General features: G+C 74.1%; 15 protein-coding genes. 1 reads left to right on the top strand and 14 read right to left on the bottom strand.

From position 1 onward, the window contains the following. Positions 1 to 46 precede the first annotated feature (46 nt). From ACIA79_RS02510 to ACIA79_RS02450, 13 genes are all read right to left on the bottom strand, one after another. Positions 47 to 1354, bottom strand: coding sequence for an FHA domain-containing protein (locus ACIA79_RS02510; RefSeq protein ID WP_399426228.1), 1308 nt, complete (start codon positions 1352 to 1354; stop codon positions 47 to 49). 52 nt (positions 1355 to 1406) lie between these two features. Further along, complete coding sequence (locus ACIA79_RS02505) at positions 1407 to 2765, bottom strand: VWA domain-containing protein (RefSeq protein ID WP_399426226.1); 1359 nt, start codon at positions 2763 to 2765, stop codon at positions 1407 to 1409. Positions 2766 to 2821: 56 nt separating this feature from the next. Further along, complete coding sequence (locus tag ACIA79_RS02500; protein ID WP_399426224.1) at positions 2822 to 4219, bottom strand: PP2C family protein-serine/threonine phosphatase; 1398 nt, start codon at positions 4217 to 4219, stop codon at positions 2822 to 2824. A gap of 3 nt (positions 4220 to 4222) precedes the next feature. Further along, positions 4223 to 6847, bottom strand: a complete 2625-nt coding sequence (locus ACIA79_RS02495; protein WP_399426222.1) for a tetratricopeptide repeat protein — start codon at positions 6845 to 6847, stop codon at positions 4223 to 4225. Further along, positions 6844 to 8112 (bottom strand): hypothetical protein, encoded by a 1269-nt coding sequence (locus ACIA79_RS02490; RefSeq protein ID WP_399426220.1) that lies wholly within the window; start codon positions 8110 to 8112, stop codon positions 6844 to 6846. Before ACIA79_RS02490 ends, ACIA79_RS02495 begins: the two co-directional genes overlap by 4 nt. 31 nt (positions 8113 to 8143) lie before the next feature. Beyond that, positions 8144 to 9391, bottom strand: coding sequence for a glutamate ABC transporter substrate-binding protein (locus ACIA79_RS02485; RefSeq protein WP_399426218.1), 1248 nt, complete (start codon positions 9389 to 9391; stop codon positions 8144 to 8146). Positions 9392 to 9408: 17 nt separating this feature from the next. Beyond that, positions 9409 to 10812 (bottom strand): hypothetical protein, encoded by a 1404-nt coding sequence (locus ACIA79_RS02480; protein ID WP_399426216.1) that lies wholly within the window; start codon positions 10810 to 10812, stop codon positions 9409 to 9411. A 254-nt stretch (positions 10813 to 11066) separates the two neighbouring features. Beyond that, complete coding sequence (locus tag ACIA79_RS02475) at positions 11067 to 12062, bottom strand: N-acetylglucosamine kinase (RefSeq protein WP_399426215.1); 996 nt, start codon at positions 12060 to 12062, stop codon at positions 11067 to 11069. Beyond that, on the bottom strand, positions 12053 to 13354 hold the full coding sequence (locus tag ACIA79_RS02470) for a 6-phospho-beta-glucosidase (RefSeq protein WP_399426212.1): 1302 nt from the start codon (positions 13352 to 13354) through the stop codon (positions 12053 to 12055). The genes ACIA79_RS02475 and ACIA79_RS02470 overlap by 10 nt, the downstream gene beginning before the upstream one ends. A 7-nt stretch (positions 13355 to 13361) precedes the next feature. Then, positions 13362 to 14273 (bottom strand): carbohydrate ABC transporter permease, encoded by a 912-nt coding sequence (locus tag ACIA79_RS02465; RefSeq protein WP_399426211.1) that lies wholly within the window; start codon positions 14271 to 14273, stop codon positions 13362 to 13364. A 5-nt stretch (positions 14274 to 14278) separates the two neighbouring features. Beyond that, complete coding sequence (locus ACIA79_RS02460) at positions 14279 to 15220, bottom strand: carbohydrate ABC transporter permease (RefSeq protein ID WP_399426209.1); 942 nt, start codon at positions 15218 to 15220, stop codon at positions 14279 to 14281. Next, positions 15217 to 16542 (bottom strand): ABC transporter substrate-binding protein, encoded by a 1326-nt coding sequence (locus ACIA79_RS02455; RefSeq protein ID WP_399426208.1) that lies wholly within the window; start codon positions 16540 to 16542, stop codon positions 15217 to 15219. The genes ACIA79_RS02460 and ACIA79_RS02455 overlap by 4 nt, the downstream gene beginning before the upstream one ends. Before the next feature lie 23 nt (positions 16543 to 16565). Continuing rightward, positions 16566 to 17726: an ROK family protein gene (locus ACIA79_RS02450; RefSeq protein ID WP_399426206.1), complete on the bottom strand. Its 1161-nt coding sequence runs from the start codon at positions 17724 to 17726 to the stop codon at positions 16566 to 16568. 445 nt (positions 17727 to 18171) lie between these two features. On the opposite strand from ACIA79_RS02450, the gene ACIA79_RS02445 reads away from it, so the two are divergent. Then, positions 18172 to 19983, top strand: coding sequence for a LamG-like jellyroll fold domain-containing protein (locus ACIA79_RS02445; RefSeq protein ID WP_399426276.1), 1812 nt, complete (start codon positions 18172 to 18174; stop codon positions 19981 to 19983). A 38-nt stretch (positions 19984 to 20021) separates the two neighbouring features. On the opposite strand, the gene ACIA79_RS02440 is transcribed toward ACIA79_RS02445, so the two are convergent. Then, positions 20022 to 21125, bottom strand: coding sequence for a mechanosensitive ion channel family protein (locus ACIA79_RS02440; protein WP_399426204.1), 1104 nt, complete (start codon positions 21123 to 21125; stop codon positions 20022 to 20024). Positions 21126 to 21263: the final 138 nt, after the last annotated feature.

Raw genomic sequence — 21263 nt, 5'->3', positions numbered from 1 at the left:
CCGGATCCTGCCGGGCCCGCGGCCGGCCTGATCCGAACGGAAGACCCTAGCCGCGCCGGACCGTGATCGTCGTCCAGGCGCCGACGTGCACCCGGTCCCCGTCCTTCAGGGGGACCGGCACGTAGGGCTGGATCGGGTCCTCGCCGCCGTTGAGCGTGGTGCCGTTGGTCGAGTTCTGGTCGACCACGGCCCAGGAGCCGTCCGGCTGCTGCACCAGCACCGCGTGCTGGTGCGACACGCCCGGGTCCTCCGGCGGGACCGAGAGGTCGATGTCGGGGGACTCGCCCGTGGAGTGCCGGCGACGGCCGATGGTGATCTGGTTGCCGGACAGCGTCAGCCGCTGCTCCGGCGAGTACGCGGGCAGGTTGAGACCCGCGGCCTCGGGGCCGCTGCGCTGCATCATCGCCATGAAGTACTCGCGGTCGGGGCCGACCGTGGCCGTCCAGCTCGCGGGCGCCTGCGGCTGCTGATGGTGCTGCTGCGGCGGGCCGGGCTGATGGTGCTGCGGCGGCGGGCCGGGCTGGCGCTGCTGAGGCGGCTGGTGTGACTGCGGGTGCTGGGGGTGCTGCGGAGCCTGCGCAGGCGCGGAGTGCGTCTGCGAGGGCGGCGGCAGCATCCAGTCGTCGCCACCACCGGTCGGCTGCGGCCCCGTTCCCGGTGCCGGCGGCTGCGGCGCGGGCGGCGGGGGGCCGGGCTGCCGGAACGCCTGCGGGGGCGGCGGCGGACCCGGCTGGAACGCCTGCGGAGCCGGCGGCGGACCCTGGTGGCCCTGCGGCTCGGGCGTGAGCGGTTCGGCCGGGCGGTTCACCTGCGACGGGCGGGAGCTCTGGTACTCGAACGCGTCCGGCGGCCGGGGAGGCTGCTGGGACTGGAAGCCGGGCGGCAGGTTGAGCCCCGGCGGCGGGGCGACGGGCCCCTGGGGACCGGCCGGACCGGCCGGACCGCCGGGACCACCCGGACCGCCGAAGCTGCCGGGCCCACCGGGAGCACCGGGTCCACCAGGACCGCCCGGACCACCGGAGCGGCCCGGTCCCGGCGGCGGGGCGACCGGCGTGTACGAGGTCGCCGTGTTGGTGAGGAAGTTCCAGCGGCACTCCTCGCAGAACGGGGCCATGTGCTCGCGCGGAGTACGGCACTGCGGGCACAGCTCCGCCTGGGCGGTGGCGTTCGGGTCACCGGCGGGCCCCCCGGGGCGCCCGGGTCCGCCCGGCCCCGGATAGCCGTAGCCGGGCGGCGGGGGCGGGGGAGGCGGCGGAACGGCACCCGCAGGTGCGCCCGCCCCGGACATGCGGTGGCCGCAGACCTCGCACCAGTCGTCGGAACCCGACTGGTGTCCGTTCGGGCAGGTCGGCATGTCGGCGCTTCCCCCTCTCCTCATCCGGCCCGCAGGCCGTGCAGATCGTGACCTACTTCTTCACGCGAACCGTCTTGGTGGAGCGCGTCTCGAGCGTCATCTCGTCCGCCTCCGCGACCTTCGCCTTCAGTCGCACAGTACCCGTCGCCGCATCGACCACGTCCACCACCTTCGCAAGCAGTTTCGCAGTGTCCGCGTTGCCGGAGGCCGCCGCCAGCTGTACGGCACGGCCGAGTTTCGCCGTCGCGCCGTCGAAATCTCCAGACTTGCGGGCATTCAACCCCTGCTGGATGACCTGTGCCAGTTCCGCCTGTCCCGTGTAGTGCGCCACCTGCGGGTTGATCGACGTCGACGCCGCCATGTCGTCCGTCCACACGGCCCGTACCAGCCCCTGCGACAGGGTCCGCGGTGCGCCGCCCGCCGGGTCCGGCAGGATCAGCGAGACCCGGGCCGCCAGCATCTCCTGTCCGATTCCGGCCTCCGGCACGCGCACGCATACGTGGTAGTCGCGGGACTCGTCCCCCCATGAGCCGGTGGGGTAGTCCCCGGCGCGCGGCCCCGCCTCCGTACGCCGGTCCGTCAGGTCCTCCACGGTCGGCGCCACCTGCTTCACGAAGACGATCTCCGTGCCGACGGGCGTCCACAGCCGCAGGCTGACGTCCGCGACCTCCTTGCCCATCGCGTTCTCCATCATCCGCGTGAAGTCGGCGGCCAGGCCCGCCGGATCGGCGACGATGTCGGCCGTGCCGAGCAGCGCCGACGCGATGCCGGTGACCTCCTTGACCTCCCAGTCGGTACCCACGCCGCGGGCGTCGCAGGTGAAGCGGCCGGCACAGGCGTCGAGAGCGGCGCGCAGGTCCTCGGGCGACTCGTGTTCGTTGCGGCCGTCCGTCAGCAGGATGCCGTGGCGGATCGGCACCTCGGCCGAGCCGAGCAGCCGGTCGGCCAGTTTCAGCCAGGTGCCGATGGCCGTGCCGCCGCCGGCGCTCAGTCTGCGCAGCGCCTGCTTGGCCTCCGCGCGGGTCCGGGCGTCGGCGGTGGCCAGCCGACCGCCGCCCGGATACACCTCGTCCGCCACATGCGTACCGGCGACGACCGCGAAGGCGACCCCGTCGCGCAGCGTGTCGATCGCGGCGGCCGTGGCATCGCGCGCGTTGCGCATCTTCGTCGGCGGATAGTCCATCGACCCCGAGCAGTCGACCATCACCACCACGGCCGCGGCCGTGGGCCCTCCCGGTACGGACGCGGGCGACGCCGGCGCCCCGCCCAGCGGCACGCCGCCGCTGGTGCCGCCGCCGGTCGAGGTGACCGTGACGATCGCGTTCACCTCACGCCCGCCCTCCGGCAGGTACTCGTTCTGGTAGACGTCCACCGAGAACTGCGGCACGTTCGACTTGGAGAAGTTCGCCATTCCATCGGCTCCTTGGGCCACCACTGACATCAGACGGATGGGACAGGCGGGTCGATTCAGGCCGATCCTGCCCCTTGCGGTGCCACGGCGAACGGCAGTACCGCCACTGTTACGTTGTCGTGGCCGCCGCCGTCGAGCGCATGACCGACCAGGACCTGCGCGCCGTGCAGCGGGCGCCGAGCCGCGTCCGGCGGCACGGCCCGGGCCATCTCCTCCGCCGCCTCCGCGTAGTTCCACAGCCCGTCCGTGCAGACCACGACCACTCCGGGCCGGTCCGGCTTGAAGGCGGCGGTGTGCGGCTCCAGTTCGTACGCGTCCGCGCCCAGCCAGCCGGTGATGGCGTGCGCCCGCTCGTCCGCGTAGGCCTCCGCTTCGTTCATCAGGCCCGCCGCCACCATCTGGGCGGCCCACGAGTCGTCCTCGGTGAGCCGGGCCGGGGGGCCGGTGCGGTCATCGGGGACCCAGTAGGCGCGGCTGTCCCCGACCCAGCCCACGACGAGCAGGCCGCCGGCCACGACCGCGCCGACCAGCGTGCACGCCGGGGCGTTGCGGTGGCGGTGCGGGTCGTGCTCCATGCCACCGGGCCCGCCGTCGCTCTCCGCGAGGGCGTTGACCGCGTCGGAGGCCGCGACGATCGCGTCGTGCATCGCCTGCTGGGGCTGCGTACCGCGGGGCAGCGACCGGAGCAACGCCTCGTTGGCGGCGGCCGCCGCGGCCGCCGACGCCTCGTCGGGGCGGGTCGCGGAGGACACGCCGTCGCACACGATCGCGACGACGGCGGGGGAGCCGTCCGGCAGCGCCGTCGACGACACGGCGAACGCGTCCTCGTTGCGGTGGTGGCGCAGCCCGCGGTCGCTCACGGCGGCCACCGCCCCGAGCTCCTCCTCCATGTGGTCGCGCTCCCGCGGCTGAGCATGGCCGCAGTTCTCGCAGTAGCCGTCGGGGTCGACGTGCCCGGCGCGGCATGCGACGCACACCTTGGTGCCGGCGGGCGAGGTGTGGGCGTGGTCGACGGTCCGCGGATCGGGCGCGGCGGGCGGCGCGGGCGCGGCAGGTGCGGCAGGCGGTGCGGGCGCCTCCGGGGCCCCGCTCGCGACCGGCGGCACGGTGGGCGGCGGGGGCACGGGCGGCTGCGCGGCGGGCGGCGGCACGGGCGGCTGCGCCGCGACGGGCGGTGCCGAGGGCGGCGCGGAGGGCGGCGCCGGGGCCGGCAGCGGGAAGTCCGCGTCGTCCCGGACGCGTTCGTCGAACCGTATCGGCGGCTGCCCGGCCTCCTGCGGCTCCGCCGGCCAGGCCGTGCCCGCCACCGGTGAACCCATCACCATGGTCGGCTCGTCCTGGGGCGGTTCCGGGACGGCGGACAGGTCGTACCCGCACGCCCCGCAGAACAGGTCACCCGACTCCAGCGGCTCCTCGCAGCCGGGGCAGGCGGACAGCTGGTGCATCTGCGACATCAATCACACCCATGTCCGGGGGCGGAAGCGGTTCGCCCGCTCCACCATCTCGATCCTTTCCTCGCCGCGCTGAGCGAGCCGGGCCAGCACCCGGTACGAGCGTTCCAGTCCGAAGCGCAGCCCGCGCTCGTCCAGTTCGCTGCCCAGCAACGACGTCGGTGCGGGGCCGGCACCGGGGCTCCCGGAGAGCACCCAGTCCAGCGCCGTACCCAGCACCTCCGTAGCCAACCGCTCCCGGCGCACCGCGTCCAGCCCGAACTGCCGCAGCGCGGACACCTGCTCGGCCGCCGCCGCCAGGTCGCCGAGCAGCGCGTCACGGGGGGACCGGCGGCGCAGACGGGCCCGTACGGCCGCGACACGCGCCGCCGTGTAGTGGATGGACGCCTCCGGCACGGATTCCAGGGTCCGTACGGCCCCCACGCGGTCGCCCGTGGCCAGTTGCACCCTGGCCAGGCCGAACGCGGCGCTCACGTAGCTCGGGTCGGTCGTCCACACCAGGCGGTAGTACTCGGCGGCGTTGTCCAGCTGGCCCAGGACCTCGGCGCACACGCCCAGCGCCAGCTTGGGCGCCGGCTCGCCGGGGAACGCGTCGTAGACCGCGTCGAAGGACAGCGCCGCGTTCGCGTCGTCCCCCGTCGCGAGCGAGGCGACGCCGCGGTACCAGACCACCCGCCAGTCGTCCGGGTGGCGGCCCTCCAGCTCCTCCAGGGCGCGGCGTGCCGCGTCCGGCCGGTCCGTCTCCAGCAGCGCCCGCAACTCCCGCAACCGCAGTTCCACCGAGGTCGCGGGGGCGGTGCGCAGGGCGGCGATCAGCTCGGCCGGCCCGGCGGCCATCAGACCGGCCAGGAAACCGGCGTTCGGGTCGCCGGGGTCCACGTGCGGCACGGGCAGCGCGAGCGCGGTGGCCCGCACGTCCAGCGCGCCGAGCAGGGGCGCGTCGGGACGGCCCGCGCCAGGATCCGCCCCGGGCCCGGCCCACTGCGCCGGCACCGCGGCCGCCTGCGCCGGGATGTGCGCCGGCACCGCAGCCCGGGCCGCGGCCTGCGGCGGGACCTGCGCCGGCGCCGCGGCCTGCGCCGCCGGCCGCTTGCGACCGCCGAACAGGCCGCGGGGCGCCTCCCGTACACCCAGCGCCGACACCTCGCCGTCCGGTTCCGCGAACAGCTCCGTGTCCGTCACCCGCAGCTCCGGGCCGAACAGCGTCGACAGCGCGGGCCGCGGCCGGCCCGTCTGGAGCGCGACGACCTCGCGCAGCACACCGGTCAGCTGCTCCGCCATCTCCTGCGCGGAGGCGAACCGGCGCGCCGGGTCCGGGTCGGTCGCCCGCACCAGCAGCCGGTAGAAGGACTCGTACCGCCGGAACACCTCGATGTGGTCCGGGTCCGGCAGCGCGTCCACGAACACGTTCGTGTAGCCCTGGAAGTCGAACGTCAGCACCGCCAGCGTCCGCGCCACCGTGTACAGGTCGGACGCCACCGACGGGCCGGCCTCCGCGACCTCCGGCGCCTGGTAGCCGACCGTGCCGTAGATGGCCGACTCCCCGTCGTCCATCCGGCGCACCGCGCCCATGTCTATGAGCTTGAGCTGGTCCTCGGTCTGGATCGCGTTGTCGACCTTGAAGTCGCAGTACAGCAGGTTCCGGCTGTGCAGGTGCCCCAGCGCCTCCAGCGCCTCGATGCCGTACGCGCACGCCTGCTCCACCGGCAGCGGGTCCCGCCTGCCGTCGGGGCCGCGCCGCTCGTTGGCGATGTCCTTGAGCGACTTGCCGCCCACGTACTCCATGACGATGTACCCGTCCAGCGAACCCGTGCGCTGGTCCAGGTGCTCCACGAAGTTGTAGATGCGGACGATGTTGGAGTGCTCGATCTCCGCGAGGAACCGCCGCTCCGATATCGCCGCGGCCATCGCGTCCTGGTCACCGGTGTCCAGCAGGCCCTTGAGCACCACCCACCGGTCGGAGACCGCCCGGTCCACGGCCAGGTAGATCCAGCCCAGACCGCCGTGGGCCAGGCAGCCCGCCACCTCGTACTGCCCGTGCACGACGTCACCGGCCCGCAGCTTCGGTACGAACGAGTACGGGTGACCGCACTTGGTGCAGAAGCCCTCCGTACGCCCCGGCCGGTCGCCGCGCGCCCGCCCCACCGGCGCCCCGCAGTCCGACCGCGAGCAGAACCGCTTGCGCTCCGGGACCTCCGGGCTCTCCATCACCACCGAGCGCGGGTCGGGGCGCGGCACGGCCGGGACCGAGACCAGTCCCGCACCCAGCCTGTTGCGCCCGGACCCGCCCGTGGACGAGCCGGAGCTGCGCACCGACACCGACCGGCCGGTCGACTCCGCACCGCCCGACAGCGAACGCGACAGCCGTCCCGACACCGACCGCCGCGACGAGCGGGAGGACCGCGACGACCGGGACGACGAGCGGGAGCTGCTGCCGGAGCCCCTGCCACCGGCTGCCACGCCGGTCGGCGGCGACGACACCGAACCGTCCCCGGACTCCCGGCCCCGCCCGGACGGGGCGGAACCCGACGGGGAGACCACGGGCGCGAGCCCGCAGGTGTCGCAGTACAGCCGGCCGCCGCCCACATCCTCGTACGAGCCCTCGCAGCCGGGCCGCTGACACGCCTTCACTGGCTCCCCCTACGGTCCACCGGACCGGCCCCCGACAGGACTTCGGCGGCGGCCTGCTGGTAGCGCAGGACCGCCTGCTCGGCGGCCCGCAGGTCGCACGGCGCGCTCCACAGCATCCGGCGCGCCGCGTCGTACCGCTCGATCAGCAGCGGGTCCTCCGCCATGCCGTGCCGGGCGACCTTGGCCTTGTACGCGTCCAGCCGGCCGCGCAGCTCCGCGCGGACCGCGAGCGGCGCGGTGACGGCCGTCAACGACTCGCGCGCCCGCAGCAGTTCCTCCTCGGCCTCCTGCTCCAGCGCCTCCAGCAGCGGCGACAGCCGGTGCCACCGGGCGTGGCGCCGGTACTCGGCGGCCGTCGCCAGCCGCTCCTGCAGCGCCGTCGGCGGGCCGCTGACCGCCGGCACCTCCGAGGCGGCGATCTTCGCCAGCACCTCGCCCCGCGCCGCCCGCGCCTCCGCGAGCGTGCGGTCCGCGCGCGACAGCACGTCCCGCAGCCGCAGCAGCCGCGCCTCCGAGTCCTGCCGGACCTGGAGCACCGCCTCGATCTCCCGCCGTACGTCCTCCAGCGCCCTGGCCGCCCGGTCGTACCGGTCGGTGTCCGGCCGTCCGCCCCCGGGGGCCGAACTGCCCGCGGCCGGCCGCCAGAACGCCAGCGGGTCCGTCACGACCTGGGACCGCAGCACGGTCAGCTCGTGCGTGATGGCCTCCAGGTCGTCACCGGCCGGGTGCTCGCCGGGCCGTACGCCCACCGAGTGGGCCAGCGACCGGGTGCGGTTCAGCTCGGCCGCCAGGAGGTCTATCCGCGCGGGCAGCGCGGACCACACCGCGTCCGCCGTCACCACCATGTCGAGCGACCGCGCGTACAGCTCGTTCATCCGGTCGAGCAGTCCCGCGAGCGTGAAGCGCTCGGCGAGCGTGGTGGTGCCGGAGACCGTCACGCTCTCGCCGCGCAGCCGCTCCGTCAGCTCGGCCAGCTCGTCCCGGCCGGGCCAGCGCCGCCGCGCCCGTACCTCACGCGCCTCCTCCAGGGCGGCGGTGTACGCGTCGAAGTACGTCCACAGCAGGCTGATCGTCCGCTCGGTGTCGGCCCAGCGGTCCTTGGTCGTGCCGGTCAGCTCGGCGCCTTCGAGGAGCCTGCGGCCCGCGTGGTCCTGCAGGGCGAGCAGCGAGTCCTCGACCGCCTTGTGCTCCGCCCCGAGCCGCGCCAGCGCACGGTCCACCTCGTCCCGGTCCATCACCGGACCAGGGGGTCCCGTGACGCCCATCGATCACCTCTCCGCCTCGTGCCCATGTCGGTCAGCTCGCCCGGTACTTCGGTGCCGGGGGCCCGGCTATCCCGGGCAGGTCGGCGCTCAGCCACTTCTCGTACGCCTGCGTCCAGGCGCCCTTGCGGTACTCGACGAGCACCTGGTTGACCCGCCGCACCAGGTCGTCCTTGCCGAGCTTGGCGGCCACGCCGTAGTACTCGGTGGTGAACGGCCGGCCCTTCAGCTCGACGGCCGGGTCCTGCGCGGCCTGCCCGGCCGCCAGGGCGTTGTCCGTCACGATCGCGTCCACCTCGCCCATCTGCAGCCGGACCAGGCAGTCCAGCTGGTTGGGCACGGTGTACCGGTCCTTGTCGTCCGCTCTGCCGTCGTCCTCGTCCCGGAACGTGGCGCCGTACGACTTCTTCGCCAGTGCCTCGTAGGCCGTGGAGCCCTCCGCCGAGCAGACCCGCTTGCCGGACAGGGTGGCGTTGTAGCCGGTGACCGGGGAGTCCTTCGGAGCGAGGACCTGCTGGCCGGCCTGGAAGTAGGCGGTGGAGAAGGCCACCTGCTGGATGCGCTTGCAGTTGATCGTCATCGTGCGGACGACGAGGTCGACCTTCTCGCTCTCCAGCGCGGCGATCCGCTGGTTGGTGGGGATCGCCCGGAAGATGACCGCGTCCCGGCTGCCCAGGATGTCGGCGGCGATCGCGCGGGCGAGGTCGATGTCGAAGCCTTCCAGCGTGCCGGTGGCGGGGTTGCGGTAGCCCCACCGGTAGCTGTTCTGGTCGACGCCGACGACGAGCTTGCCGCGCGCCTTGATGGCGTCGATGGAGGGCCCGCCGGCCGGCGACGGCCGCAGGGAGGCCTCCGGGTCCTTGCAGGTGTCCGCCCGGGCCGTCAGGGCCCCGCTCGCACCGGACACCGCGGAGGAGCCGAGGCCGGTGCCCCGCGACAGCGGCACCAGGGTGAGCGCGGCGGTCAGACCGCACGCGGCGGCCATCGCGGCGACACCGCCCCAGCCGCGCAGCCGGCCTGCGGCCCGCCGGCCGACGGCTCGCACACCACCGTGAGCCCTGCGCCCCGGTCCGCGCCCGCGCGCCCCCGGGGGGCCGTGCCCCGCGCCGTCGGCCGCGGCCGCGGCCGCGTGCCGTGCGCCGGAAGCGGTAGCGGCGGCGTCCGTGTCCGCGTGCCGTGCGCCGGAAGTGCCGGCGGTGGCGGTGGCGGTGGCGTCCGCGGCCGGTCCGCCGGCCGCCGGCCCGCCCGGGGTGCGGGCCGCCCCCTCGCCGAGGTTCCTCATCCTGCCTCCCCTCACCCTCACCGGTACTCCGACAGCCTGCGGTTGATGCCCATGATGGCCCCCACCGCCCCGAGGACGGCCAGCGCCGCCGCTCCGGCCGGCAGTCCGGCCAGCGCGCCGCGGCCGTCCTCGGCGGCGCGGGTGAACTCGCCCTGCTCGTGGTCCAGCGCCTGCTTCAGCGCCGCGTCCACCTCGTCGAAGGACCGGCCGGTCGAGCCCTCGTCGCCGATGACCCCGGCCAGCGCGCCTTCGTAGTCGCCGGCGTCGTCCGTCGCGCGTGCCGCCGCGTGCCGCTCCCGCCACTCCCCGACCCGCTGCACCGCGTCCTGGACCGGCTTGCGGCCCGCGGTGTCGTCGGCGAGCCGGCCGGCCCGGGCGAGCGCCGAGCCGAGCCGGTCCATGCCCGTTCCGTAGTCGGTCTCGTACTTGTCCTTGCCGTCCTCGGTCAGCACGGCGCCCCGCGCGACCAGGGTCAGGTTCTCGTTGGCGCGCGCCTTGAGGGAGTTGATCCGCGCCTCGTTCAGCACCTGGAGCGAATCCTGGCCGTGGCGGGTGGCGTCCGCGAGCTGACCGCGTGCCAGCGTGTGCCCCGCCGCCAGCCACAGCAGGACCACCACGGACGCGGCGGTCGCGGCGAGCAGGCCGTGGTTGAAGACCCGGTTCGTCCGCAGGTAGGTGCGCCGCTGCGCCCAGGCGAGCGCCCCGATGACCAGGATGCCCACCGTGAGGGAGATCAACGGCCAGGCACGGGCGTCCCGGTCGTCCTGCGCGAGCCGCGCCGTCTCGGCCGCGTACAGGCGCTCGGCGGCGGGCAGCATCTCGGACGTCATCTGCTGGTTGGCGTACCGCAGGTACGCGCCGCCGAGCGGCAGGCCCTGCCGGTTCGCGGCGCGGGCGCGCTCCACCAGACCCGTGTAGCGCGGCAGCGCCTCGTTGAGGGCGGCGATCTCGCGCGCCGACCGGCTCGAACCCTCGGTGTTCGCCGCGGCCTTGACGAGCAGCCTCGACGCCGTCGCGATGTCCGACGCGTACCGCTCGCGCACCCCGGTCGGCTCCTGGGCGCCCGCCAGGAAGCCGCTGGCGGCCGCCGTGTCGGCGTCGGCGAGCGAGCGGTAGATGTCCGCGGCGTCGGCGCTCAGCGGCTGGCTGCGGCTCACCACGTCGTCGGCCGCGGCGGCCCGGTCCGCCACCTCCAGGGCGGTGACGGCACCGAACACCACGACCAGCAGCGCCAGTACGGCCCCGATGATCTGGAGCCGGCCCGGCTCGGTCGTGGCGGCGGCGCGCAGCCGGGCCCGCCCCTCGGCCCACGCGCCGCGCGCGGAGGGCACGGGCACCGGCACCGGTGCCGCGGGCGCGACCGCCACCGGCGGAGCGGACGGCGGCAGCACGGACACCGGCGGAACGGACTGCGACGGCACGGGCGGCGGTCCCGCCGGCGACGGCGCCCCGCCCGGCCCGTTCGGCGGCCCGTTCGGCACATCCGGTGCGTATGTCACGTGACCTCCCCCTCGGTCGCTGCCCGCAGTATGGCCGGAGGGGCCGACATTCACACCAGGCTTGACTCGATCTTGTTCCTATCGTGCTGAACGCCCGGTCGTACCCGCATTCGATCCCCCTCTGAATACGCCGCCCGGCCCGCTGCGGTTCCCGTTCCGGCACCGCGCCCCGCCGGTCACCTCCCCGCGTAGTACGCCCGCAGTCCCGTCCGGGCGCGGGCCGGCGCGCCCAGGTCGTCCAGCCCCAGCAGACCGGCGCCCAGCACCGGCGGTTCGGCCACGACGGCCGTGACCGCCTTCGGGGCCCGGGCCGCGAGCAGTTCGGCGATCAGGGGGTTCAGCTGGTCGTGCCGGGCCGCCAGCACGCTGCCGCCCAGCACCACCGGCACCTCCTCGTCGAGCAGGTCCAGCCGGGACAGCGCCACCGACGCCATCGCGACGACCTCCTGTGCGAGCCGCTCCACCAGCGCGCCGGCGACGGGGTCCCCCGCCGCGCTCGTCGCGAACAGCACCGGCGTCAGCTCGTGGCGCCGCCCGGCCGGGATGCGCCCCCGGTGCAGCGCCTCGATGAGGGCGTACATCGAGTCGAGCCCGAAGTGCGCGGGCAGCGTGCGCGCCAGCTCCGTCGGCTCCCCGCGCCCGTCCTCCGCGCGGGCCGCCCACCACAGCGCCTCCTCGGCGAGACCGCTGCCGCCGCCCCAGTCCCCGGAGATCCTGCCGAGCGCGGGGAAGCGCGCGGTGCGCCCGTCCGGCCGCATGCCCACGCAGTTGATGCCGGCCCCGCAGACCACGGCCACGCCCCGGGGCTCCTCCACCCCCGCCCGCAGGAGGGCGAAGGTGTCGTTGCGGACCGCGACGGAGCCGGCCCAGCCCCGCGCCCGTACCGCGTCCGCCAGCTCCCGCTCCTCCACGGGCAGGTCGGCGTTGGCGAGGCAGGCGGACACGTGCGCGGCGTACGGCGGTCCGTCCAGCCCCGCGGCGGCGGCCGCCGCGGCGACCGCCGCCGCCAGCACGTCGACCGCGGCCTCCACCCCGGTCACCGGGGGCTGGAAACCCCCGCCGCGCGCCGCGCCGAGCACCGCCCCGTCGTGCGCCCGGACCACGGCGACGTCCGTCTTGCTGTTGCCCGCGTCGATGGCCAGCACGAGCGCGGCGCCGGGGTTCACGCCCACGCCAGGTGCTCCCGGTTGTGCGCGATCAGCCGGTCCGTCAGCCCCTCGGCGAGCGCGTACTGCCCCACCAGGGGGTGGGCGAGCAGCGCCTTGAACACCCGGTCGCGGCCCCCGTGCAGGGCGGCCTGGAGCGCCAGGTCCTCGTACGCCGCGACGTGCGCGATCAGCCCGGCGTACAGCGGGTCCGGTTCCCGCACCGCCAGCGGCACCGGGCCGCCGCCGTCCACCGCCGCCTGCACCTCGACGACCGCGTCGTCCGGCAGGAACGGCAGCGTCCCGTCGTTGTACGTGTTGACCACCTGCACCCGCGGTCCGCCGGAGCCTGCCCCGGCCCCGGCTCCCGAGCCGGCACCGGACCCGAGCAGCGCCGCCGCCAGGTCCACCGCCGCCTCCGAGTAGAAGGCCCCGCCGCGCCGGGCCAGCAGCTCCGGCTTCTCGTCCAGCGCCGGGTCGCGGTACATCTCCAGCAGCTCCCGCTCCATCGCGGCGACCTCCGCCGCCCGCGAGGGCTTGGTGCCCAGCTCCCGCACGACCTCGTCGTGTGCGTAGAAGTAGCGCAGGTAGTAGGAGGGCACGACCCCCAGCCGGTCCAGCACGGCCCGTGGCAGCCGCAGGTCGCCGGCGATGGCGTCCCCGTGCCGGGCGAGCAGCTCGGGCAGCACGTCCTCGCCGTCCGGCCCGCCGAGCCGCACCGCGCGCTCCCAGGTCAGGTGGTTCAGCCCCACGTGGTCCAGGTGCACGGCCCCGGGGGCGACGCCGAGCAGCGCGGCGAACCTCCGCTGGAAGCCGATGGCCACGTTGCACAGGCCCACCGCCTTGTGTCCGGCCCGGAGCAGCGCCCGCGTCACGATCCCGACCGGATTGGTGAAGTCGACGATCCACGCCTCCGGGCTGGCGCGGCGTACGCGCTCGGCGATGTCCAGCACCACCGGGACCGTGCGCAGCGCCTTCGCGAGACCGCCGGCGCCCGTCGTCTCCTGCCCGACGCAGCCGCACTCCAGCGGCCAGGTCTCGTCCCGCTCCCGGGCCGCCTGGCCGCCGACGCGCAGCTGCAGCAGGACGGCGCCGGCGCCGTCGACGCCCGCGTCCAGGTCGGAGGTGGTCGTGATGACCCCGTCGTGCCCCTGCCTGGCGAAGATCCGGCGGGCCAGCCCGCCGACGGCCTCCAGGCGCTCGGCCCCGGGGTCGACGAGCACCAGTTCGCTGATCGGAAGGGTGTCGCGCAGCCGCGCGAACCCGTCGACCAGCTCGGGCGTGTACGTCGACCCGCCCCCCACTACGGCCAGTTTCATGATCGGCTCAGCCCTTCACTCCGGTCAGCGTGACGCCCTCGACGAATGCCTTCTGGGCGAAGAAGAAGACGAGGATGACCGGGGCCATCACCAGGACGGTCGCGGCCATGGTCAGGTTCCAGTCGGTGTGGTGCGCCCCCTTGAAGGACTCCAGGCCGTAACTCAGCGTCCAGGCGGCCGAATTCTCCGACGCGTAGATCTGCGGCCCGAAGTAGTCGTTCCAGGCGTAGAAGAACTGGAACAGCGCGACCGCGGCGATACCCGGCTTCGCCATCGGAAGAACCACCCGGACGAGTGTCCGCAGTTCGCCGCAGCCGTCGACCCGCGCCGCGTCCAGGTACTCGTCCGGGATGGTGAGCAGGAACTGCCGCAGCAGGAAGACGGAGAAGGCGTCCCCGAACGCCATCGGGACGATCAGCGGCCACAGACTGCCCGACAGGTCCATCTGCCGGGCCCAGAACAGGTACATCGGGATGACGACCACCTGCGGCGGCAGCATCATCATCGAGATCACCAGCATCAGCGCCAGCCGCTGTCCCCGGAAGCGGAACTTGGCGAGCGCGTACGCGACGGGGACGGACGAGACGACCGTCAGCACCGTCCCCAGCCCGGCGTACAGCAGGGTGTTGCGCCACCAGGTCAGGAACCCGGGCGTCTCCCACACCCGTGCGTAGTTGCCCCACTCCCAGGTGTCCGGGACGAGGTCGCGGGTGAGCGCTTGGCTGTCGCTCATCAGCGAGGTGAGGAAGAGGAAGACGAACGGCAGCACGAAGAACAGCGCGGCCGCGACACCCAGCGCGTGCACACCGATCCAGTGCAGCACCGCTCTGCGGCGGGCGCCGCGCGCGGTGTGCGCGGCCTTCGGCCGTGCGGCGCCCGGCGGTCCGGCTTTCGGCGGGGTGTCCCGCAGGTACGTCATGGCGGTCAGTCACCTGCCCGTACGAGCCCGCCGCGCCGCCGCATCAGCAGCGCCGTGCAGGCCATGGCGAGGGCGAACAGCACCAGGGCGACGACGCACGCCGATCCGTAGTCGAAGCGCTGGAAGCCCAGGTTGTACACGAGCTGCGGCAGGGTCAGCGTCGACTTCTCCGGGTACCCCGGCTCGAACTGCTGGCCGCTGTTGCCGATGATGCCGGAGGCGACCTTCCCGGCCACCAGGGGCTGCGTGTAGTACTGCATGGTCTGGATGACCCCGGTGACCACGGCGAACATCACGATCGGCGCGATGTTGGGCAGGGTCACGTACCGGAAGCGCTGCACGGCCGAGGCACCGTCCAGCTCCGCGGCCTCGTACTGCTCCTTCGGTACGTCGAGCAGGGCGGCCATGAAGATCACCATCAGGTCGCCGACGCCCCACACCGCGAGCACCGTCAGCGCGGGCTTGGACCACGCGGGATCGGTGAACCAGCCGGGAGCCGGCAGGCCCACGTCGGCGAGGATCGCGTTCACCGGGCCCGTACCGGGGTTGAGGAGGAAGACGAAGCCGAGCGTGGCGGCGACGGGCGGGGCCAGGTACGGCAGGTAGAACAGCGTCCGGAAGACGCCGGCGCCCGCCTTGATCCTCGTGACGAGGAGCCCGACCCCGAGGCCGAACACCACCCGGCAGGCGACCATGACGACCACCAGCCACAGCGTGTTCCGCAGGGCCGGCCAGAAGGCCGGATAGCCGGAGAAGACGTACGTCCAGTTCTCCAGCCCGGCGAACACGGGCGCCCGGAACCCGTCGTACCTCATGAAGGAGAAGTACACGGTCGACACCAGCGGATACGCGAAGAGGACGCCGAAGCCGACCAGCCAGGGGGAGAGGAAGGCGACGGTGCGCAGCGCCCCGCGCGTGCGCTTCGCCCGCAGCGTGCGCGTGGTCACCCGGCCTTCTCGATGTCCGTGTCGATCTGCCGGGCGGTCCGCTCCAGCCCCGCCTTCAGGTCCTTCTCCCGGCCGGACTCGTACAGGTAGCCGAACTCCTGCAGCGTCACCTGGTACGCGCCGCCGTTGACGGAGGCCGGGGTGGTGTTGGACCCCGGGTGCCGGGCGATGTCCAGGAAGGTCTTGAAGCGCGGGTCCAGCCTGAGCTCCGGCGAGGCGAGCGCGTCGTGCGTGGACGGCACGTTGCGCAGCTCGTTGGCGAAGTCGACGACCGCGTCCGTGTCGGTCGTCAGGTACTTCACCAGCTCCCACGCCGCGTTCTGCTTCCTGCTGGTGGAGGCGATGCCGACGATCGTGCCCGACAGGTAGCCCTTGCCGTACTCGGCGGCCTGGTCGTCGGGGACGGGCAGCGGGGCGACGCCGACCTCGAAGGGCACCTTGGCGTCGGCGGTCATGCCGAGCCGCCACTCGCCGTCGAGCTGCATCGCCACCTGGCCCGTGTGGAAGGGGTGCTTGGCGCCCCACTCGTCACCGAAGGTGCTGCGGTACCTCTCCAGCTTCTCGAAGCCGCCCAGCCTGTCGATCAGCTTCTTCTGCCAGGTGAACATGGCGGCGAAGGCGGGGTCCTTCGCGATGTTCGACTTCCCGTCCCGGTCGAAGTACGCCGGGCTCCACTGGGCGACCAGGTGCCCCGGCGTCGACTCGTAGCCGTGGAAGTTCGGCATGAAGCCGAGCTGCTCGTAGGAGTCGCCCTTCTCCTTCGTCAGCCTCTCGGCCGCCTCGTCGAACTCGCTCCAGGTCCGCGGCGGCGCCTCGATGCCCGCTTCCGCGAAGGCGTCCTTGTTGTAGTAGAGCCCGTACGCGTCCCCCAGCAGCGGCAGCGCGCAGCGCTTGCCCTCGAACTGCGTGTAGTCCAGGCGGGGCTTGGCGAACGTCTTCTCCAGGTCGATCCCCGACGTGCCGATGAACGGCTTCAGGTCGGCGAAGGCGCCCGAGGAGCAGAACTTGCCCACGTTGTCCGTGGTGAACGACGACACGACGTCCGGGGCGCCGGAGCCGCCGGCCCGCAGCGCCTGCTGGATCTTGTCGTCGGTGATGTTCGGGACGGCCCTCACCGTGATGTTCGGGTGGGCGTCCTCGAACCGCTCGACGGCGGCGTCGACCGCCTTCACCTCGTTCGGCGCCGACCAGCCGTGCCAGAAGGTCAGCGTCACCCGGGCGTTCGGATCGTCGTCGGCCCCGGCCCCGGCGGAACCGGTACAGGCGGAGGTGAGCAGGGCTAAGGCGGCGGCCGCGGCGAGCGCGGCGGCTGTGCGGGCCATGGGGCGTCTCCCTGGGTGTGGGCTCAACGAGAGGTGTCGAAGACTTCGTCCCGGGTCGCGGCCAGCGCGCTCTCCAGCGCACCGCGGAGCACGGGGTGGTGCCGTACGCCGCCGACGACGAGCCGCGGCCGGGCGGCGGCCAGCTCGCCCAGCTCGGCCTGCACGCGCTCGCGCAGCGCCTCGCCGCCGGCAGTGATCAGCGCGCCGGACAGCACCACGAGTTCGGGGTCGAGGACCGCGACGAGCGAGGCGAGACCGGTGGCGAGGGCGGTCGCGTAGGCGTCGAGGAGCCGGGTGTACGGGGCGTCGTCGCGGTGCGCGGCGCGCTCCAGCAGGGCGGCGGCGACCTCCGCGTACGTGCCGCGCGGCACGTCCTCGATGCCGCAGGCGCGGGCGAGGCGGGGCAGCACCTGGGCGCCGGCGAGCTCCTGGAAGCCACCGCTGTTCGCCTTGGTGACCTGGCGCACCAGGGGGGCGCCGGGGACGGGCAGGAAGCCGACCTCGCCCGCGCCGCCGGTGAACCCGCGGTGCAGCCGCCCGCCCAGCACGAGCGCGGCGCCGAGGCCCTCCTCGTTCCACAGCAGGACGAAGTCGCCGTGCCCGCGGGCGGCTCCGAGGCGCTGCTCGGCCACCGCGACGAGGTTGACGTCGTTCTCGTACTCGACCGGCATCGGCAGCGCGGCGGCCAGTTCCTCCAGGAGGGTGGGGGAGTGCCAGCCGGGCAGGTGGCTCGCGTACCGGAGCCGTCCCGTGCCGGGGTCGAAGGCGCCGGGCGTCCCGATCACCAGCCGGTGGACGTCCGCCCGGGTGAGACCGGCCGCCTTCACGGCCCCGTCGAGCGCCTCGCTCACCTGGCGCACCACGTCCCCGGCGGGCCGCTTGGGGGTGGCCAGCTCGAACTCACCGACGACCGCCCCGGTCACATCGGCGACGGCGGCGCGGATGCGGCGCGGGTCCACGTCCATCCCGGCGGCGTACGCGGCCCGCGCGTCGACGGCGTACAACTGCGCGTTGGGCCCGGGCCGCCCCTCGGTGGTCCCGGTGGCCACGACCAGCCCGGCCGCCTCCAGCCGCGCGAGCAACTGCGAGGCGGTGGGCTTCGACAGCCCGGTGAGCTTGCCGATCCGGGTGCGGGAGAGGGGCCCGTGCTCCAGCAGCAGATCGAGCGCGGCCCGGTCGTTCATGGCCCGCAGGACGCGGGGGGTCCCGGGGGTGCCGCCGACGGGACCCCTGCTGCTCCCGCCCGCACTCCCGCCGCTGGGGGGCGTCGTCCCGCCGGCTCCGACCACGATGGGGTGCACCTGCCTTCCGGTCCGGGGCTGTGAGGCACTGTTAGGAAAGTTTCCAGTTGTGGTGGGCAGAAGGTATGGGGGAGGCGGGGTGGGCGTCAAGGGTGGTGCGCCAGCCGTGGCCTGTCGCCGGCCGGGTGGCCGAGAACAAGCCATCGCCGGTCACCCGGGTGTGGATCTCGATGGCCCCCGGGTCTTGAACTTGTGTACGTTCCGCCCATCAGACATGCAGCAAACGTGGGGGGTATCCATGCCGTTCGGCATGTCGTACGGCCGCGGAAGCGGCACACCAGGCAGCGGGGCACGAGGCAGACGTCGGCTGACGGTCGGCGTGACGAGCATGGCGCTGATCGCCGGCGGGGCGGGCCCGGTGTACGCGGAGAGCGGGGACGATCCCGTGCCCAAGGCACCGCGGATCACGTCCTTGGGGCCGTACGGCGAATGTGCCGCCGACCCGTGCGCCGGAGCGGGCGGGCCCGGGATGCCCGGCCGCTTCTCCTTCGCGCCGGACCCGGCCGACACGGACGTCACCGGTTACCGGTTCCAGCTCCTCGGAGCGCCGGCCCGGGACATCGGTGCGGCGGAGGCCGTCTCGTCCGAGGTGATCCCGGAGACCGACGGCGTGCACATCCTGTCCGTGCGGGCCAAGGACCGGGGCGACCGCTGGAGCGCACCGGCCGAGTTCCGGTTCAAGGTGAACCGGATCGAGGACGCCGGCCGATGGCGCTTCGACGACGGCCTGGCCGACCCGGCCGCCACCGTGGCCAAGGACTCCGCGCCCGTCGGCGAACCCGACGACGCAACGCTGCACACCGACGGCAGCGGTTGGTCGCCGCTCGCACGCGGCGGCGAGCAGGACAGGTCGCTGCTGCTCGACAGCAGGGACCCCCGCAAGCCGCAGGAGTACGCGGCCACCGAACGGCCCGTGCTCGACACCGCCGAGTCGTTCACCGTCTCCGCGTGGGCCTACCTCACCGACACCCGCGCCGACCGGGTCGTGCTGTCCGCGCCGGGTGAGCAGGAGGCCGCCTTCGCCCTCCACTACTCCGCGGCGGAGAAGAAGTGGGCCTTCCGGCGCGGCGCCCGGGACGAGGCCGGCACCGCGCACATCCGGTCGCTGGGTGAGGCGTCGAGCCCGCCGGTCCGCGTCTGGACCCATCTCGCGGGGGTGTTCGACACCAAGTACGACAGCGACCCGTCCAACGACACCGTGCAGCTGTTCGTCAACGGCCGGCCCCAGGGGCGGCCGGTGGTCGCCGCGGAGGCCGCGCCGTCGTACCGGCCGTGGCGCGCCACGGGGGGACTCCAGTTCGGGCGGTCCCGCACCGCCGGCGCGTTCCGTGACCACTTCCGCGGGCGCGTCGACGAGGTGGCCGTCACCCAGTGGGCGCGCACCGAGCGCGGCGTCCGCGCCGAAGCGCAGGTCACCGACAGCGGGAGCCCGGCCACCCCGCTGGTGGCCCACTGGGACGCGGCCGCGTCCGGCGGCTCACGGCTCCGGGAGGTGTCCCCCTACCCGGCCCGCGACATGAGGCTCTCGCCGACGGGTGCGGCCTTCCGGGCGGAGGACGGCTCACTCGCCCTGGACGGTACGAGCGGTCACGCGGCGGGCAGCGGCCCGGTCGTGGACGAGACCGGCTCGTTCACCGTCTCCGCACGCGTGCGGGTGGACGGCGCCGCGCTGGAGGCCAAGCCGGACGGCTACCGGGCGCTGGTCGCCGGGCAGCGCGCGGGGGCCGGTCACTCGTGGGCGCTGTGGATCCGCAAGCACGGCCCCGGTGCCTACGTGTGGGAGTTCTCCCGAGCGGCCCTCGCAGGGGACGGCACACCGGTCGAGGTGACCGTCTCCGGCAGCGAGCCGGCCCGGACCGACGCCTGGGTGGACCTCACCGGCGTCTTCGACGCCCACCAGCCGTGGAGCAGCCAGGAGAAGGGATCCGGCACGGGACAGCTCGCGCTGTACGCCGGCTTCTGGGACGTCACCCACGGCTGGTCCGGTGTAAACCGGTCGCGGCAGGGCACCGGCGAACTGACCGCCGGCGGCGTCGCCTCCGGCGGCTTCCTCCCCGGCGCGCTGAAGTCGCTGCGCGTGTGGACCGGAGCGATGACCGCCAACGAGGTGTTCCAGCAGGTCGTGACTCCCGAGGCCTGACACGGCGGTGCCCCCGCCGTCACGGCGGGGGCACTGGTTCACTTCGTCAGGTTCGGCGCCGGCTGCTGAGCCGGAGCCGGGGCCGGGGCCGGGGCCGTCGGGGTCAGGGGGGTCGCCGCCGCCGACTGCGGCGAGGTCGTGCTGGCGAAGGCCGACGGCGCCGCCATGCCCGCCGTCGGGTCCGGCTTCGGCTCGTCGTCGGCCTGCTGCGGCAGGCCGCCCACGATCCGGATGCCCTCCTCGTCGAAGGCCCGCTTGATGCGCCAGCGCAGCTCGCGCTCCACGCCCAGGGACTTGCCCGGCATGGTCTTGGCCGAGAGCCGGACCGTCATCGAGTCGAGCAGCACCTCGTTGAGGCCCAGGACCTCGACCGGGCCCCACAGGCGCTCGTTCCAGGGCTCCTCCTTGGCCATGGCCTCGCCCGCCGCGGTGATCACCGCGCGGATGTGGTCCAGGTCCTCCGAGGGGCGCACCGTGACGTCGACCGTCGCCGTCGACCAGCCCTGGCTCAGGTTGCCGATCCGCTTGATCTCGCCGTTGCGGACGTACCAGATCTCACCGTTGTCGCCGCGCAGCTTCGTCACCCGCAGGCCCACCTCGATCACCTCGCCGGAGGCGACGCCCGCGTCGACGGAGTCCCCGACGCCGTACTGGTCCTCCAGGATCATGAAGACGCCGGACAGGAAGTCCGTGACCAGGTTCCGCGCGCCGAAGCCGATCGCGACACCCGCCACACCCGCCGAGGCGAGCAGCGGGGCCAGATCGATGTTGAAGGCCCCGAGGATCATCAGCCCCGCCGTGCCGAGGATCAGGAACGACGCCACCGACCTCAGGACCGAGCCGATCGCCTCCGAGCGCTGCCGGCGGCGCTCCGCGTTGACCAGCAGGCCGCCGAGGGCCGTGCCCTCGACCGCCTGGGCGCTGCGGTTCATGCGCTCTATGAGCTTCGTCAGCGCCCGGCGGACCAGCATCCGCAGGACGAAGGCGACCACCAGGATCAGCAGGATGCGCAGTCCGGTGTTCAGCCAGGTGGACCAATTCTCCTCGACCCAGCCCGCGGCCTCGTTGGCCTGCTTCGCAGCCTCGTCGAGCGACACCGGCGCGGGGGTGGGGTCGGCAGCCAGTACGGCGGACCAGTGCACGGTGGGGTACCTCCAGGCGTGAAGAGCAGACAAAACAATCTAACGGGACAACGAGGGGGGTTCGTTGCCATGTTCGAGGGAGAGGTACGTCTCACCTGGGGATGACAAGAGGGTGTGGTCGAAAACACTCCGAGCCCG

This window comes from Streptomyces sp. NPDC051310, from assembly GCF_044455245.1.
In the GTDB taxonomy this organism is placed as follows: Bacteria; Actinomycetota; Actinomycetes; order Streptomycetales; family Streptomycetaceae; genus Streptomyces.
This window is presented reverse-complemented; position numbering and strand designations above follow the sequence as displayed.

Excerpts from the sequence above, each read along its gene's own strand:
- ACIA79_RS02510 (WP_399426228.1), bottom strand. The coding sequence starts at position 1,354 with ATGCCGACCTGCCCGAACGGACACCAGTCGGGTTCCGACGACTGGTGC.
- ACIA79_RS02505 (WP_399426226.1), bottom strand. The coding sequence starts at position 2,765 with ATGGCGAACTTCTCCAAGTCGAACGTGCCGCAGTTCTCGGTGGACGTC.
- ACIA79_RS02500 (WP_399426224.1), bottom strand. The coding sequence starts at position 4,219 with ATGTCGCAGATGCACCAGCTGTCCGCCTGCCCCGGCTGCGAGGAGCCG.
- ACIA79_RS02490 (WP_399426220.1), bottom strand. The coding sequence starts at position 8,112 with ATGGGCGTCACGGGACCCCCTGGTCCGGTGATGGACCGGGACGAGGTG.
- ACIA79_RS02485 (WP_399426218.1), bottom strand. The coding sequence starts at position 9,391 with ATGAGGAACCTCGGCGAGGGGGCGGCCCGCACCCCGGGCGGGCCGGCG.
- ACIA79_RS02470 (WP_399426212.1), bottom strand. The coding sequence starts at position 13,354 with ATGAAACTGGCCGTAGTGGGGGGCGGGTCGACGTACACGCCCGAGCTG.
- ACIA79_RS02465 (WP_399426211.1), bottom strand. The coding sequence starts at position 14,273 with ATGACGTACCTGCGGGACACCCCGCCGAAAGCCGGACCGCCGGGCGCC.
- ACIA79_RS02455 (WP_399426208.1), bottom strand. The coding sequence starts at position 16,542 with ATGGCCCGCACAGCCGCCGCGCTCGCCGCGGCCGCCGCCTTAGCCCTG.
- ACIA79_RS02450 (WP_399426206.1), bottom strand. The coding sequence starts at position 17,726 with ATGAACGACCGGGCCGCGCTCGATCTGCTGCTGGAGCACGGGCCCCTC.
- ACIA79_RS02445 (WP_399426276.1), top strand. The coding sequence starts at position 18,172 with ATGGCGCTGATCGCCGGCGGGGCGGGCCCGGTGTACGCGGAGAGCGGG.